This window comes from Gemmatimonadota bacterium (genome assembly GCA_009841265.1).
Taxonomy (GTDB): domain Bacteria; phylum JAAXHH01; class JAAXHH01; order JAAXHH01; family JAAXHH01; genus JAAXHH01.
The window spans coordinates 627,258-641,504 of the sequence record VXMB01000009.1; the positions used below are offsets into that span (position 1 = coordinate 627,258).

Genomic DNA, 14,247 nt, shown 5'->3' on the forward strand with positions numbered 1-14,247 from the left:
GCAAAACTTCTGATCTACGTCCCTGGAGTCTCAGAATTACCTAAGTTTAAAAACCGAGGCTACGGCGCGTCAACCCATGGCAAAGCAAAAGGCATCCGGGATCGAAATCCTGGATGCCTTTTTTACTGAAACAGCGTTGTCAGTGCTTTACGACTGATCAATCAGGCGTCGCAGTCGCCGATCAGGCGTCGCCGGTCGCCACCTTGCCCTGGGCGGGCTGGAAATGCACCGCGGCGATGGCCTCGCGCACCTTGTCCACGTTCTCGGTGAAGAGTATGCCGAGCTGGGTCAGGGTCCGGTCCATCCGCGTGTTCTTGTCGTGCACGGGGAAGATGTGCAGGTTCTGGACCCGGGCTCTCACGTCGTCCACCATCTCGCCGGCCATGACCACCAGGTCGGAGTCCTTGAGCGCGGAGAGCTTCTCCTCGCTGAACTCTTCCACGCGGATGTTCATCTCGGCCAGGAACGTGCGAAGCACCCGGCTCACGTCCACGTTGGACACGGCCAGCACCACGCGCTTGTACCGGTCCGGCGACAGGGACACGTTCTCGGCGCGGAGATCGGCCAGGTACTCGGTGTGCTCCTTGAACCACCGCTGAAGGATGGAGTAGCCGTTCAGGCGCAGCAGGCCGTTGCGCAGTTGCCGCGCGGCTTCCCGCTTGTTGAGCCTGAGCGCGTTGAACGCGGCACTGGCGAGCTTGGACGCGATGCGGTGCGGCGCGTACATGCCCTTCATCCCTTCCATCACCGTGTTGACCAGCTCGTAGCGGGTCATGTTCGGTACGGGGTGGTTGGCGTGGTGGCCGTCGTAATGACTCCAGTCGCTGCTCAGGTATTCCCCGCCCTGCAGATCGTAGCGGATGGTGTCTTCGGAACCGGGCAGGTAGGTCAGGATCATGCATTGCGACGTCGCCAGGTCCTTCTTCTTGGCGAACTCGAACTGGGTCTTGATGGTCTCCGGATGATCCGAGTCGGCGCCGGCGATGAACATGGCGTGGAGGTCGATACCGTGATCATGGATCGCGTCGATGGCCACCTCCACGTCGTGGGCCGTCTCTTTCTTGCCGTACAGTTCCAGGGCCGTCTCGTCGATGGATTCGAAACCAACCATCACGCGGTCGCATCCCGCCTCGCGCATCTTCTTCATCAGTTCCGGCTGCTTCGAGATCTCGTGGCGCATCTGCGCCGCCCACGGGATGATCAGCTTCCGGTCGATCATCCCCTGCATGATGGCCATGGTGCGGTCCACCGGCACGTTGAAGATGTCATCGGCGAAGAAGAGATAGCTGAAATTCGGCATCTTCGTATAGGCTTCCAGCATATCGAGCACGCGTTCGACAGAATGGCCGCGCAGCTTGTGCCCGTTCAACTTGGTCACCGTGCAGAAACTGCAGTCCCAGGGACAGCCCCGCTGCGTCTGTATCGACATGATGTCCAGCCTGCCGGACGGTACCAGGCTGAAGTCCGGTATGGGCAGCACGTCCAGATCCTCCGCCTTGGGCCGCTCCGGGTTGTGGACCGGCCGTCCGTCCTCCACCCAGGACAGGTTGGCGATGCCGCGGTAGTCGGCGCCGGACTCCAGGCAACGGACCAGTTCGACCAGGGCATCCTCCCCCTCGCCGCGCACGACGAAATCGCAGTGCTGCAGGGCCTCGTCGGGCACGAACGTCGGATGCGTTCCACCCATCACGATCGTCTTTTCGGGATAGACGTTCCGGATGAAATCGGCGTACTGGTACGACCCGGGGGCCGTGGACGTCAGTGAGGAGATGCAGATCAGATCGGCTTCCCCGAACTCGTTCGTGTCGATGTCTTCCACCTCTTCCAGCATCACCCGGACTCCGTAGCCCAGGTCCCGCATGATCGTCGCGAGCACAAGACAGCCGATGCGCGGGATATAGGCGTCCGAATACACGTGGAGGTGGGAGGATTTCGGTTCGAGAAAGAGGATGTGCTTGATACTTTTACGCATTGCTTGCTCCTGTAGAAACCGTCCGGAAAAGCACCGTCGGCGGGTCTACTGCATGGATGCGATGAATCGGTCGAACAGGTAATCGGCGTCGTGCGGTCCCGGTGACGCCTCGGGGTGGTACTGTACCGAGAAAACCGGATACCGCCGGTGCCTGAGCCCTTCTAACGTCCGGTCATTCAGATTGATATGGGTCAGTTCCACCTCGGATTCGTCAAGGGTGTCGGCGTCGATGGCGAAGCCGTGGTTCTGGGCGGTGATTTCCACGCGGCCCGAATCGTTCTGCCGCACAGGCTGATTGGCGCCCCGGTGGCCGAACTTCAGCTTGAACCGTTCTCCGCCCAGCGCCATGCCCAGTAACTGGTGACCGATGCAGATGCCGAATATGGGTTTCCGCTCGATCAGGACTTTCAACTCGTCAATGGCGTATTGAACGGCGCCCGGATCGCCGGGTCCGTTGGACAACATGATACCGTCAGGGTTCAGCCGCAGCACCTGCTCGGCCGTGTAGTCCGCCGGCAGGACGAGCACCTGGCAGCCCCGACGCGCCAGGTTCCTCAGTATATTGTGCTTGACGCCGTAATCCATGACGACGACCCGATGGGTTCCAGGTTCGTCGAAGCCGTTCCAGATCCCCTCCGGATCGTCGTTGGGAGGGTCCACGTAGATACGACGATCTCCCTCCCACCGGTACGGCCGGTCCGTGGTCACTTCGCGGACCAAGTCCTGGCCAACCATTCTGGGCACGTCCCTGGCCTGCCGGACGAGTGTGTCAGGATCCGCCGCGCCGGAACTTATCACGCCGCGCATGACCCCGTCGACGCGGAGCCTGCGGGTAAGTGCCCGGGTATCGATTCCGGAAATGCCAACGACGCCATGGTCGTCCAGGAAGCGGTCGAGACTGCCGGTCGAGCGCCAATTGCTCGGGTTCCGCTGGTACTCCCGAACCACGAATCCTTCCACGTGGGGGTGGAGCGATTCCAGGTCACCGGGATTCACGCCGTAATTCCCGATCAACGGGTAGGTCATGGTGACGATCTGACCTTTGTACGACGGGTCGGTCAATACCTCCTGGTATCCGATCATGCTGGTGTTGAAAACGACTTCTCCCACCTTTTTCCCGGTAGCGCCAAAGGATTCGCCTTCGTAGACTGTGCCGTCTTCCAGGGCCAGCCATGCCTCCATAAACGCTCCTTCAGGGGGTTACCAGCGGGTTGGACCGGATATTGAAGATTACGATACCCGTAACCGGCCGCCATGTCAAGGAAAATCGCCCCGCGTCACCCCGTTCGGCACCCCGTTCGGCAACCCGGAATGCCTGCCCGTCCAAGGAGCCGCAACGCCAGGGCTAATCGCCCCTCGGCACCTCCATACGCCGCCGGTGTTTCCCCGGCGGGAGGACGCCGATCGACCGATGATATCGCTTTACGGGCGCCGGCGCCGAGGGTATATTACCAGACCGCCGTGGAGGAAGCAGAATGACCTTTCTGAACGCGTTGATGCTGTTTGGGCTTGTTGCGGTCGCCGTACCGATCGTCATACACCTGTTCCACCGCCAGCGAGTCTCCACCGTCGATTTCAGCTCCGTCATTTTCATCAGGGATCACCATATGCAACGGTCCCGGGCCTTGAGGCTCCGGGAACTCCTGTTGCTTCTTCTGCGGGTGCTCATTGTCCTGCTCCTGGTGATGGCATTCGCAAGGCCGGTCATCGAAGGCCTCGCGGGCACCTTGTTGGGCAGCAGCGTCGAACAGCGGTCGGTCTTCGCCATCGTACTGGACAATTCATACAGCATGGGCGCCGGACGCTACGGGGACACGCCGTTCAACGCCGCCAGGACCGAGGCAGGACGCATCGTCGATGCGATGCAGCCGGGCGACGAGGGACTGATCATACTGACCGCCGCGCCGCCCGAGGCTGTCCCGCCCGTTCCCACGGACCGGACCGCAGCGCTTTCGGCGCGCCTGTCGGAAGCGGAAGTATCCGAAAGTTCGGGGGACATCGCCGACGCTTTGCGTCTCGCACGCCGGAAACTGTCCGGCATTGTATCGGCGCACAAGAGCATCTACCTCCTGTCGGATTTACAGCGAAGCGACTGGGAGCGTTTGTCCGAGTCCGGATCGGAGGCGCCTTCGGAATCACATGCGCCGATCTATCTCTACCCCTTCGAGGCGGGGAGCGTCGTCAACGCCAGTATCGACGAGGTCTCCGTCAGCGAGGGCCTGCTGATCCGCAATCAACCGGAGCGGTTTGTCGCGACCTTCACCTACCGGAACGGCCCTTCAGCGGGCACAAATCGAACCGGGCAGGCCGAGCAGACCGGGCAAGCAGAGCAGACCGGGCAAGCAGAGCAGACCGGGCAGACCGGCCGTACCAGGCGGACCCGGGAAGTCCGGCTCGTCATCAACGACCTGGACCGGGACAGCCGCCAGGTGACGGCCGAAACGGGCGCGGCGGGTTCCGTGCAGTTCAACGTCGTCGTCGACACACCGGGCAGGTATTCCGGTTACGTGGAACTGGACGAGGATGATGTCGCGGCCGACAACCGGCGGTATTTCACCCTCGAGGTTCCGGACGCTTTTGGCGTTACCGCCGTAGGACAGAGTGAATCCTCCTACTTCATCGAGCAGGTATTAAGACCGACGGGCGGATTGGTCACGCCCGTGGACGTGCAGACTGCATCCGCCGACGTGTTGAACAGCGATCTGTACGATACGGGCGTGCTGATCGTGGACGGCGCCGTGGAACTGACGCCGGCGCGGCTATCCAGCCTGGAGCGTTACGTTTCCTCCGGGGGCGGCGTACTGGTCTTTCTCGGGGAGGGACTGGATCCGGCGGTTTACGAAAACGGTTTCTTCACCGGCGTCTTCGACTGCTCGATCACGGCACGAAGGGGAACGCCCGGCAGCAAGAGCTCCTTTCACCGGATGGACCAGGCCGATTTCGAGCATCCCGTGTTTCGTTTCGACGGCCGATACGCCGAATCCCTGTCGGCCGACGAGGCCAGGTTCTACGCGTCCTATGCCGTCGATGCGGGCCTCGGCGCACGGGTCATCGCGCGATTCATGGACGGAACGCCGGCGGTCCTCGAAGGTCGGTCCGGAAGCGGCCGCGCACTTTTGGTCGCATCCGACCTGAACACCGGCTGGAGCGACCTGGCGTTGCGCAGCGCGTTCGTGCCGTTCATGCATCGAAGCGTTCGGTATTTGCATCCGTCGGTGACGGTTGCCGAAGGGGGTCACCTGGCGGGAAAACCCATCGTACGACCCATGACCGATTTACGGACAGACGCCGGCCTCTACCTCGAGTACCCCTCGGGACGTACCGAGTCGGTCAATGCCCGGACCGGACGCCACGGGATTACGGTGGAAGTCCCGGACACGAAACAACCCGGCGTGTATGCGCTGTGGGACGGTGACGCCGTCGTACAGGCCTTCGCGGTAAATCCGGACACGCGGGAATCGGACCTGGCCCGGTTTACACCGGAAGAGGCGGCCGGGTTGTTCGGAGCCGGAGAGGATGTCGTGCTCATGGACCCGGCGGACGCCCCGGGCGTCCCCCGCGGCGGGACATTCGGCGCCCCGGGCGGGTATGAGATCTGGAAGTCTTTGATCGTCCTCGCGATGGCGCTCATATTGGCGGAATACTGGCTGTCGGGATCGCGAACCGGGCGGACCGGGCGGACCGGGCTGACCGGCGGGAGCATGGACCGGAGAAAAGCGTAGCCACCTTATGCATGAAATGCACGAAATACCCCGAAACACTCGTGAACGCGCCTTGTTGGTCGGCATGGTGCCTTCGAACGAACGGGTCGGAGAGATGGAGGAGTCGCTCGACGAACTCGCCCTGCTGGCCGATACCGCCGGCGCGGAGATCGTCGATCGGATGATCCAGGTCCGAAGCGCCATGCATCCTGCGTACTATATCGGAACCGGAAAGGCCCGTTCCATCGCCGAGTTGTGCGAGGCGGAAGAAATCGACCTCGTGATTTTCGACGACGACCTCACCCCCGCGCAGGTCAGGAACCTGGACCGCGTTATCGAACGGCGCATTCTGGACCGTAGCGGACTGATTCTCGATATATTCGCCTCGCGGGCGAAGTCGAAGCAGGCCAAGCTGCAGGTTGAACTCGCCCAGTTGCAGTATATGATGCCGCGGCTGACGAGGCAGTGGGACCACCTTTCCCGGCAGGAAGGCGGCGTGGCGGCCGGATCGGGCGGCGCCATCGGGGTCCGGGGGCCCGGCGAGACGCAACTGGAGATCGACCGGCGGCTGATCCGTGGACGCATCACCCATCTGCGCAGGAATCTCGAACAGGTGGCCGCTTCTTATCACCGGCAGCGACAACGCCGAAGCGCCATGTTCTGTATCGCGCTGATCGGGTATACCAATGCCGGCAAGTCCACGATTTTCAATGGATTCACCGAGGCCGGCACGCTGATCGAGGACAGGCTGTTCGCCACCCTCGACGCGACCACGCGTGTGATCAACGTGAGCCCGGGCCAGCCCGTTCTGCTTTCGGATACCGTGGGTTTCATTCGAAAACTGCCCCACCACCTGATCGCATCCTTCAAAAGCACGCTGACCGAGGTCTACGACGCGGACCTCCTTGTACACGTGGTCGACGGCAGCCATCCCAACCACGCGGAACACATCGTGACGGTGAACCAGGTGCTGGCGGAACTGGGGGCTTCCGATCTGCCGCTGCTGCTGGTCTTCAACAAGGCGGACCAACTGGAGAATCCAGACGCCCTGGAATTCCTGGAGCTCTCCTATCCCGACGCCATCACGATATCCGCACTGGATCCCGGTGACGTGGAACGCCTGCGCCAGGCGATTTCAATCAGGGTCGACCGCCATCGCGTGGAAGTGGAACTGCTGATTCCCTACGAGAACGGGCACGCCGTTTCCGTGGCCTATGAGTCGGGGGAAGTCCTGCACCGGGAAGACGAACCGGAGGGCGTTCGCCTCACGGTCCGCATGATGCCGTCCGTTGCCGGTCGTCTCGGCAAGACGCTGGATGCATTTGTCTGCAGATAAGGGGAATGAGCGGCGTCAGGGCTTGCCAGTGCCAGGCACTCAGGGCTTGCCCGGGTCGGTCTCGGGCGCGCTGAGGGGTCTGGATTGCGTCGGCGTGTCGTATCCCCTGTGTTCCAGGAGCTGGCTCTCGTCAATCAGTAGCAGGTCTTGCCGCCAGTACGGGTTGTAAAGTTCTCCCCGCGCCGAGGAATGCACCAGTTCGTACCTGCCGATGTTCCGACGATCTCCGAAAACGAAGAAATGACGTCCACCTTCCGTGGTCCGTGAAGGATCGCCCTGGACACCTTCCGTGTAGTACCAGATCTGGTAGGATTTCATGATGTTGTCGGAATCGTGCCGCTCGATTTCCTCCGGCTGTCCGTACCGGATGAAAACCGAGCCGCGGTCGCTTTCCGCCCCGCCCAGCTGATAGTCCGCATAGGAGAACCGCTCGTTGAACACCATCATGGATTCGTTCTCCGGAGTCTCGGGCGTCGGGTCGCGCATGCGCCAGAAAGCGATCAGGAATTCGGTCTTGCCTTCGAGGTCGAGATTGTCGTAGAGTTCGCGTTCCCGCTTGGAAGCGATGATGGCCAGCTGTCTCCGTCCCCGTTTTGCCTGATCCTCGGTCAGGACCGTGGCGGGCGGGGGCGGCGCCGGGGGCTGGACGATCTCGAAGACTGACGAACTGGTCGCTTCAGTTCCGGCCTGCGCGTCCCTGACCTTGATTTCCAGGGTATAGATGCCTTCCGGGAAGGTCATGTAGTCCAGGGCAATCACGTCCAGGCCGTCGGATCCCGATACCTTCCGGTTCTGTTTGGGAGGAAGTGGAAACGTCATCTCGTTGGCATGACTGGTTACCGACGGGTAAATGTCGTAGGTAGCCTCGTTTGTCGCCGAATCCGGAGTCAGGTTGTACATCTCGAAATACAGGAACAGGTTTCGCGGCTTATAGCTGCCGTCTTCAGGCATTTCAATCCATTTTTCGAATATCCGCAAGGGGTTGGGCAGCACCAGCAGGCCGTTTTTCGTGAACCGGTTCTGTTCCTGCGCCTGCTGAATGAGCGTGGAGAACTGCAGGTCGCTTACAGAGAGTTCAGCTGCGTCAAGCGGCTGGGCGACAAAGGGTTTCTCGGCTTCGCCGGAACGCCTGGAATTAAGGTCTGTCACGATGGCCTTCGCCCGGTAGGTGCCCGGGGCGACGCCCGCGGCGATCTGTTCCAGTACCACTCTTTCCTCGCCCCTTCGGGTTATGGTGACGGGCCGGTCCGTCTGGTATTCCCTTTGCTGAACCGACTGGAAGACGGCGTTGTCCTGCTCGTCGATGATGGACAGATCGATCTCGAAGGTGGCGACGTAGACCCCGTCATCTTTTTCTTCAAGGGTAAAACCGCTCGGGCGGCACAGGAAATAGATCTCCAGGTAGGTCTGTCCTTCCTCCCCCCTGAAACCGCTCACATCCACGGAAAAGTCGACTTCGCCGGTGCTGTTCGCCGGCACGAGAAGGGGGTCGCCTCCGGCGCCGGTGGAATCCGCTTCCGCCGCGGTGTTGGGATCCGCCTCAGTCACGGAGGGTTCCTGTTCCTGCCCGTGAGCGGTCCAGGCGGGCCAGGCGATGAGCAGGCAGACCAGACAGGCTATACGGCTGTAGTATCCAATCACTTCGGGTTCTCCGGTTCGGTGTCGTTCCGGATTCCCGTTCATCGCGGGAAGCCGGCCGTCGCGTCGCATGCCGATTTAAGGATATCGATTGACTTGCGGATCATGGAATAACGTTCTATGATATCCCACGGCCATGCGTGGCTGTGTGCTGAAAAGATATCCATAATGTAAGGTTTTATTTGCTTCCGGGCAACTCATTTGTCGTTGCAGCGGGGCACGCCCGGCCCGTATTGCGCAGGAGGGTTCCATGCTCAGGCTCTGGTCGGATCGAATCCTTCCCCCCGAGATCCGCGCGGAGTTCGACCAGCGGCTGCTCGTCCACGGTTCGGCGGAATCGTCGCCCGATGATCCGCTCCGGGACCTGCCCGGCGCCCACGCGATCGTCGCCGGCGCCCGACGGAACTACGACGGGGGTTTTCTGGACCGGTATCCGGACGTGAAGGTCATCTGCAGGACGGGTATCGGCATCGACAACATCGTCGTTCAGGATGCCACGGAACGGGGCATTGCCGTCTGCAATACACCGGAAGGCCCCACCATATCCACCGCGGAAACGGCCATTGCCCTGATCCTGTCCGCGGTCAAGCATATCAAGCGGGTTTCCGGCGAATTCGCGGAACGTCCCGGGAAGGACTACCTGTCGGGCTACCAGGGCATGGAGGTCTTCGGACGGACGCTGGGTCTGATCGGGTTGGGACGCATCGGCGGCCGGGTCGCGGAACTGGCCACCGCCGTGGGCATGCGGGTGATGGCCTACGATCCCTATATCGAGGCGGAGCGGGCATCGGCGATGGGCATCGAACGGGCGGAACGGATCGAGGACGTGCTGGTCCGGTCGGACGTCGTCTCCCTGCATGCGCCGCTCACCGAGGAAACCCGCCGGCTGATGGACGGCAAACGCTTCGCGCAGATGAAGCCGGGCGCGTTCTTCGTCAACGTTTCGCGGGGCGGACTGGTGGACGAAGCAGCGCTCTGTGCCGCGCTCGACCGGGGCCATCTCGCCGGGGCTGGCCTGGATGTATTCGATCCCGAACCCCCGTCCCCTGAGAACCCGCTGCTTCACCGCGCCGCCGTCGTCGTCACTCCGCACATCGCCGGCGTAACGGTCGCGAGCCGGGAACGCATGTGGCGCATAGCGCTGACTATGGCCCTCCAGGTCTGGAACGGGCAACGGCCGGACCACATCGTCAATCCGGAAGTCCTATCCGGCTAAGTGAGGAAAAGCGGACGCGCCGGTTCATTCCGTCAAAAGACTACCTGAAAACCTGGACGTCGGCCGCCCGTGGCGCGTCCACGCCGTGCTTCATGCGCATGATCTCCTTCTGGCGGTCCGAGAGCAGGCCGTACCACTCAGCGGGAAACCCTTCGTGGGGATCGTACTGGAACATGAGCATGCGTTTACGGTAGTGGGCGAAGAGGGCGTGCCGGTTTGCGCTGCCGCGGTTAGCCCCGCCCGCGTGCCAGCACTGGCCGTTGAAGATCAGCACGCTGCCCGCGGAAGCGGTAGGCTGCACGTAGTACTTCACGCCGGCATCGCTGGCGGGACGGGGAAGCCCGCTTCGGTGGGTGCCGGGCACGACCCGGGTTCCGCCGTTTTCCGGCGAGAAACCGTCCAGCATCCACACGGTGTTCATCATGACCGGCGAGGTCATGTTGAGCATTTCGGCGGGGATGTCGCTGTGAAAGCCCTGGTCTCCGTCCCCCGGACGCACGATGCGGCTGTTCAGGCTTCCCAGGATCAGCGTCGGTTCGAGGTAGTGCTCGAGGATGGGCAGGATGCGGGGGTGATCAATGACCGGGAAGAAGATCGGGTCCAGGGTAGGCAGGTTGGCAACGTGCCGGCAGGAACCTTCGCCTTCCCGCTCCACGCCGGCCTCTTCGTCCAGGCGGACCAGCACCCGGCGCATCGATTCGACCTCGTCGCCGGACAGGACGCCTTCCACCACCGTGAATCCGTACACGTCCAGCTCGTAAACGGCGTTTTCAAACTCGGTCATGGCTACTCCAGGTAAGCGCCAGGTATACGCGTGTTGTCGTACTCCGCATCCGCTGCCCGGGCCAGGATCGGTCCCGGTACCTCGTCCGTCCAGTAGTCCGGCACGGTGGCCGGGCGCATGTGCCATGCCAGGAGCAAAGTCCTTCGCCTCGAGCTGTTGTTTCCCCGGGCCGAGTGCAGCAACCGCGCCTCGCCGATAACGAGGTCGCCGGCACGGACGGGAACGTCGACGGCGCCGGTGTGGTCGCCGAACATGTGAGGATCCTGTTCATCTGCGAACCAGGCCGTCTGCTGGTGCGGCGCTTCCACCTCTCCGTGCAGCGGTATGCGCTTCAGGTGCGTGCCCGGAATTACACGAAAGCATCCGTTTACGCGGTCCGTGTCCACTAGGTAATAGGATAGAAAAAGCTGTTGCGGCCAGGGCGCCAGGCTCAAGGGGTCGTTCCAGGTATCCCAGTCCTGGTGCCAGCACAGGGGCGGTCCGCCGGGCGGCTTGCTCAATACGTGGATGGTCCCGTTGGGCGTGAAGTCATCCAGCCTCATGGCCCGCATCCAGGCCCCCGTCGCGGGCCAGTCCAGCAGCCGGCGCATCACGCCGTTCTCCAGGGTGTTTACGTGGATATCCGATCCCTGGTATCGCCATTCAGGCTGATATTCCGCGGCGTCCAGCAATCGATCCGATTCCCGGCGCAGTTCGCCCAGGAACTCTGCCGACAGCACGCCCTCGATGTGACAGTACCCGTCCCGGGTCAGTTGCTCGCGTTTTTCCTCGCCCCTCTCCCTGGTCATATCCCGGCATCCTATCTCGGTCTAACGTTTGTGGGTTCGACCCGCGTCCTGCGGGGTTCAGCTACGCGTTCCCCCGGGAAAGACCATTGTCCACCAGGTACTTGTAGCTCTTCTTCACCGCTTCGACCATGTCCGTCGCGCAACTGTCCAGTTCGACGATATGCCATTCGGTGTGATCTCCTCCGGCCGCGATCACACCGGGGAGGTCCACCTTGCCTTCGCCGAGGGCGGTCATGTCCGTATTCCGAAGGCAGGGCCCGTCCTTGAGATGCAGCAGCGGTGCTCGATCGCCGAGGCGTTCGAGCACACCGGCCGGGTCGGGTCCGCCGACCTGCACCCAGTACACGTCCACCTGGAAGAATACCTCGGGCGCGAGATGCTCGAGGAGGATATCCGTCGCGATCCGTCCCTCCACTTCCAGGTACTCCCACCAGTGATTATGAATTCCGAAGGTCATGCCGTGGGGCGCCACGGCCTCCGCGGCCTCGTTGAAGCGGTCCGCCGACCACCTGATGTTGTCCACGGTACTGTGGTCGTCCCGGCCCAGTCCGGATACGACGCGCTTCGTCCCGATCGCGTCAGCCGTCTCGACGACGTAGGACCTGTTCTCGCCCACGGGCAGGGGAAGATGGGCGCTGGGAACCTTAAGATTCAGCGATTCGAATAGTTTTCCGGCCGCTTCCGGCGTCGTGCCGGGAAACCCGGCGGGTTCGACGCCCGCGTACCCGATCTCCGCGGTCAGGTTCACCACGTGTTCGTAGTTCTTGTCGGCCATTTCTCTGAGGCTATAAAGCTGCAGGGCTACAGGTGGGGGCATGGTACGGCACCTCTTTCGATTCTGAAGCCGTTCCGAGCGTCTCGGAACGAGCGTCTCGGAACGTGCCAGTATGTTCGGGAAAGATCGTCAACAATCGCGGGTTGAATATACGTCCACCCTATGAGGCGTGCAAGCGAATCGTCAGGAGAGTCCGTAAACGAATTCCCCGCCGCCCCGCTTAAGGATGGTGTCGCCTTTGCGCATCATGCGAAGCATGCTTTCCTCGTCGACGATCTCGAGCAGTTCTTCCTTTTCGAACCACCCGAGATCCAGGGATTCGTCGCTGATTCTGAGGGGTTGTTCGGCGGCGGCGAGCAGCAGGTAACGGAGATCGTAATGTTCATGGGCAGGGATTTCGGCTCGGGCGGCGATGGCATGAATGTCCACATCCAGGGGGACGAAGCCTTCAGGATCCTTGTATATTCCGAACCCCTTCAGTCCGGATTCCTCTTCGGCTTCCCGGAGAGCTACGAGGTGGGGTCGGGTGCATCCGTCCGCATGGCCACCCAACTCCAGCCATCGGTCGAAGACGCGGTGCCACGTCATGAGGAATTTCGAACGGTCGGGCGAAAGGATCCAGGCCGAACCGGTGATGTGGCCTGGCATGCACGTCCTTTCGAAGCAGTCGGGGCGTCCGGCGACCAGGTCCCGAATCCGGGCTACCGTGGACTCTTCCGCGGGATAACGCGCCTGGTAGCGATTCAGTGCATTCAGGAGGCCGTCCCGGTCCGCCTGGTTCGCCCGATGCGCCCGTCCGGCCTCATCACCGCCGGATGCGCTCATCGGTCCGTTATTTGAAGCGCTCATTCGCATGATTCCCAGTAGTACGGCACGCCCAGGTCATCGCCCAGTTCCTGCAGTGACTGGATATGGGCATCGTCCAGGGGTATGCCGCGCTCGCTGAAATCGACCTCCCGTTCGGCTTCGATTTCCCCCGGTAGAAGTGCGCGATCAAGCCCCGGCAGGGGTTGCATGGCGTGTACTTTTTGCCTGAGGTCCGCGACCGTCCGCGTATAGTCGGACGGGTCTCCGATGAAGGCGGTGTCCAGGACGACGGCGGTCAGGCTGCTGGTGGCCCCTGGAAAGCGCCGTTCGACAGGAGACTGCACGTCCACGGGCCAGGTCATCATGACGGAGGTGACCTGGTAGGCCAGCCCCTTGATCAGGGGGAGCACACTGATTTCCGCGACTTTCTGCATCACATCGGGCAGTTCCAGGTGGGTGCCCATATCGATCAGTACGGGCGGCTCACCTTCCGCCGAAGGGAATCCGAAGCTGACCGGAGGGTTGTTCAACGCTTGTGCGACGGGTTGCGGTCGGTCGAAGGGCAGGGGACTCATAGGTGTGCTGTAGTACAGGCAGATCATGCCCGCCCCGGTCGCGATACGCGTCCAGTTGCCGACAGAACCCGTGTGGCCGCAATGGGTCGCCGTGACCAGGCAGATCCCCGCGGACCTCGCCCTGGACACCGCCGATCGAATCGCCCGGGCGGATACCAGGTGCCCCATGCCCCCGTCGCCGTCCCATTGCACCACGGCGCCGGCTTCCCGGTATATCCTGATATTCGGCCGCGGGTTGCATCGTCCGGACTGGAAGGACCTCACGTAGCCCGGAAGCTGGCGGGTCCCGTGGCTGAGGACGCCTCGCAGGTCCGTCGCGGTCAGGTAATCGGCCATTTCCTTCGCGTGGGCTTCCGACAGGCCGGCCTTTCGAAGCGCTTCTTGGGCAAAGCGGCGCAGGGCCTTCGCGCCGTAGCGGGGGTTGGTGTAGTCAACGGGAATGATGGCCATACATGCCTCCGGGATCAACTTAAGGTCCATAGCCTCCAAACCTTAACCATAATGAGACTCGAACGGCAAAACAACCGCTATCCGAACGCACTGCCGATCGCTTTGACATGGGTCGCCGCGGCATGTACCTTTGATCTTCTTCAACGCATACTTTTCGAAACGCGCTCAACGTCGAACGCCGATGTACGGCCTAACCAACTCCCGG

11 protein-coding genes are annotated in these 14,247 nt (G+C 62.1%); 3 read left to right on the forward strand and 8 right to left on the reverse strand.

Annotation, left to right across the window (positions count from 1 at the left end; all coding sequences use genetic code 11):
- Nucleotides 1–181: 181 nt before the first annotated feature.
- Together F4X08_07655 and carA are read right to left on the reverse strand one after the other, a co-directional pair.
- Nucleotides 182–1,972: a radical SAM protein gene (locus F4X08_07655; protein MYD25673.1), complete on the reverse strand. Its 1,791-nt coding sequence runs from the start codon at nucleotides 1,970–1,972 to the stop codon at nucleotides 182–184.
- A 45-nt stretch (nucleotides 1,973–2,017) separates the two neighbouring features.
- Nucleotides 2,018–3,154, reverse strand: a complete 1,137-nt coding sequence (carA, locus tag F4X08_07660; protein MYD25674.1) for a glutamine-hydrolyzing carbamoyl-phosphate synthase small subunit — start codon at nucleotides 3,152–3,154, stop codon at nucleotides 2,018–2,020.
- A 293-nt stretch (nucleotides 3,155–3,447) separates the two neighbouring features.
- Between carA and F4X08_07665 the strand changes: the two genes are divergently transcribed.
- Both F4X08_07665 and hflX read left to right on the forward strand, forming a co-directional pair.
- Complete coding sequence (locus tag F4X08_07665; protein MYD25675.1) at nucleotides 3,448–5,694, forward strand: VWA domain-containing protein; 2,247 nt, start codon at nucleotides 3,448–3,450, stop codon at nucleotides 5,692–5,694.
- Between the two features lie 16 nt (nucleotides 5,695–5,710).
- Nucleotides 5,711–7,009, forward strand: a complete 1,299-nt coding sequence (hflX, locus tag F4X08_07670) for a GTPase HflX (GenBank protein MYD25676.1) — start codon at nucleotides 5,711–5,713, stop codon at nucleotides 7,007–7,009.
- 39 nt (nucleotides 7,010–7,048) lie between these two features.
- Here the strand turns inward: hflX and F4X08_07675 are convergent, their stop codons facing one another.
- The gene (locus tag F4X08_07675; protein ID MYD25677.1) at nucleotides 7,049–8,719 is read right to left on the reverse strand and encodes a GWxTD domain-containing protein; all 1,671 of its coding nucleotides are present in this window, start codon (nucleotides 8,717–8,719) and stop codon (nucleotides 7,049–7,051) included.
- A 178-nt stretch (nucleotides 8,720–8,897) separates the two neighbouring features.
- Here F4X08_07675 and F4X08_07680 point away from each other — a divergent pair, with 178 nt between their 5' ends.
- Nucleotides 8,898–9,863: a hypothetical protein gene (locus F4X08_07680; GenBank protein ID MYD25678.1), complete on the forward strand. Its 966-nt coding sequence runs from the start codon at nucleotides 8,898–8,900 to the stop codon at nucleotides 9,861–9,863.
- Between the two features lie 40 nt (nucleotides 9,864–9,903).
- Here F4X08_07680 and F4X08_07685 read toward each other — a convergent pair whose 3' ends face one another.
- The 5 genes from F4X08_07685 to F4X08_07705 all read right to left on the reverse strand — a co-directional run bounded on the left by F4X08_07685 (nucleotide 9,904) and on the right by F4X08_07705 (nucleotide 14,072).
- Nucleotides 9,904–10,773, reverse strand: coding sequence for a phytanoyl-CoA dioxygenase family protein (locus F4X08_07685; GenBank protein MYD25679.1), 870 nt, complete (start codon nucleotides 10,771–10,773; stop codon nucleotides 9,904–9,906).
- Complete coding sequence (locus tag F4X08_07690) at nucleotides 10,650–11,435, reverse strand: phytanoyl-CoA dioxygenase family protein (GenBank protein MYD25680.1); 786 nt, start codon at nucleotides 11,433–11,435, stop codon at nucleotides 10,650–10,652. Before F4X08_07690 ends, F4X08_07685 begins: the two co-directional genes overlap by 124 nt.
- Before the next feature lie 61 nt (nucleotides 11,436–11,496).
- Entirely contained in the window at nucleotides 11,497–12,252 is a 756-nt protein-coding gene (locus F4X08_07695) for a sugar phosphate isomerase/epimerase (protein MYD25681.1), read from the reverse strand.
- Nucleotides 12,253–12,393: 141 nt separating this feature from the next.
- Nucleotides 12,394–13,059: an NUDIX hydrolase gene (locus F4X08_07700; GenBank protein ID MYD25682.1), complete on the reverse strand. Its 666-nt coding sequence runs from the start codon at nucleotides 13,057–13,059 to the stop codon at nucleotides 12,394–12,396.
- Nucleotides 13,056–14,072 carry an Ldh family oxidoreductase gene (locus F4X08_07705; GenBank protein MYD25683.1) on the reverse strand — a complete coding sequence of 339 codons (1,017 nt, stop codon included), beginning with the start codon at nucleotides 14,070–14,072 and terminating at the stop codon, nucleotides 13,056–13,058. Before F4X08_07705 ends, F4X08_07700 begins: the two co-directional genes overlap by 4 nt.
- Nucleotides 14,073–14,247 lie beyond the last annotated feature (175 nt).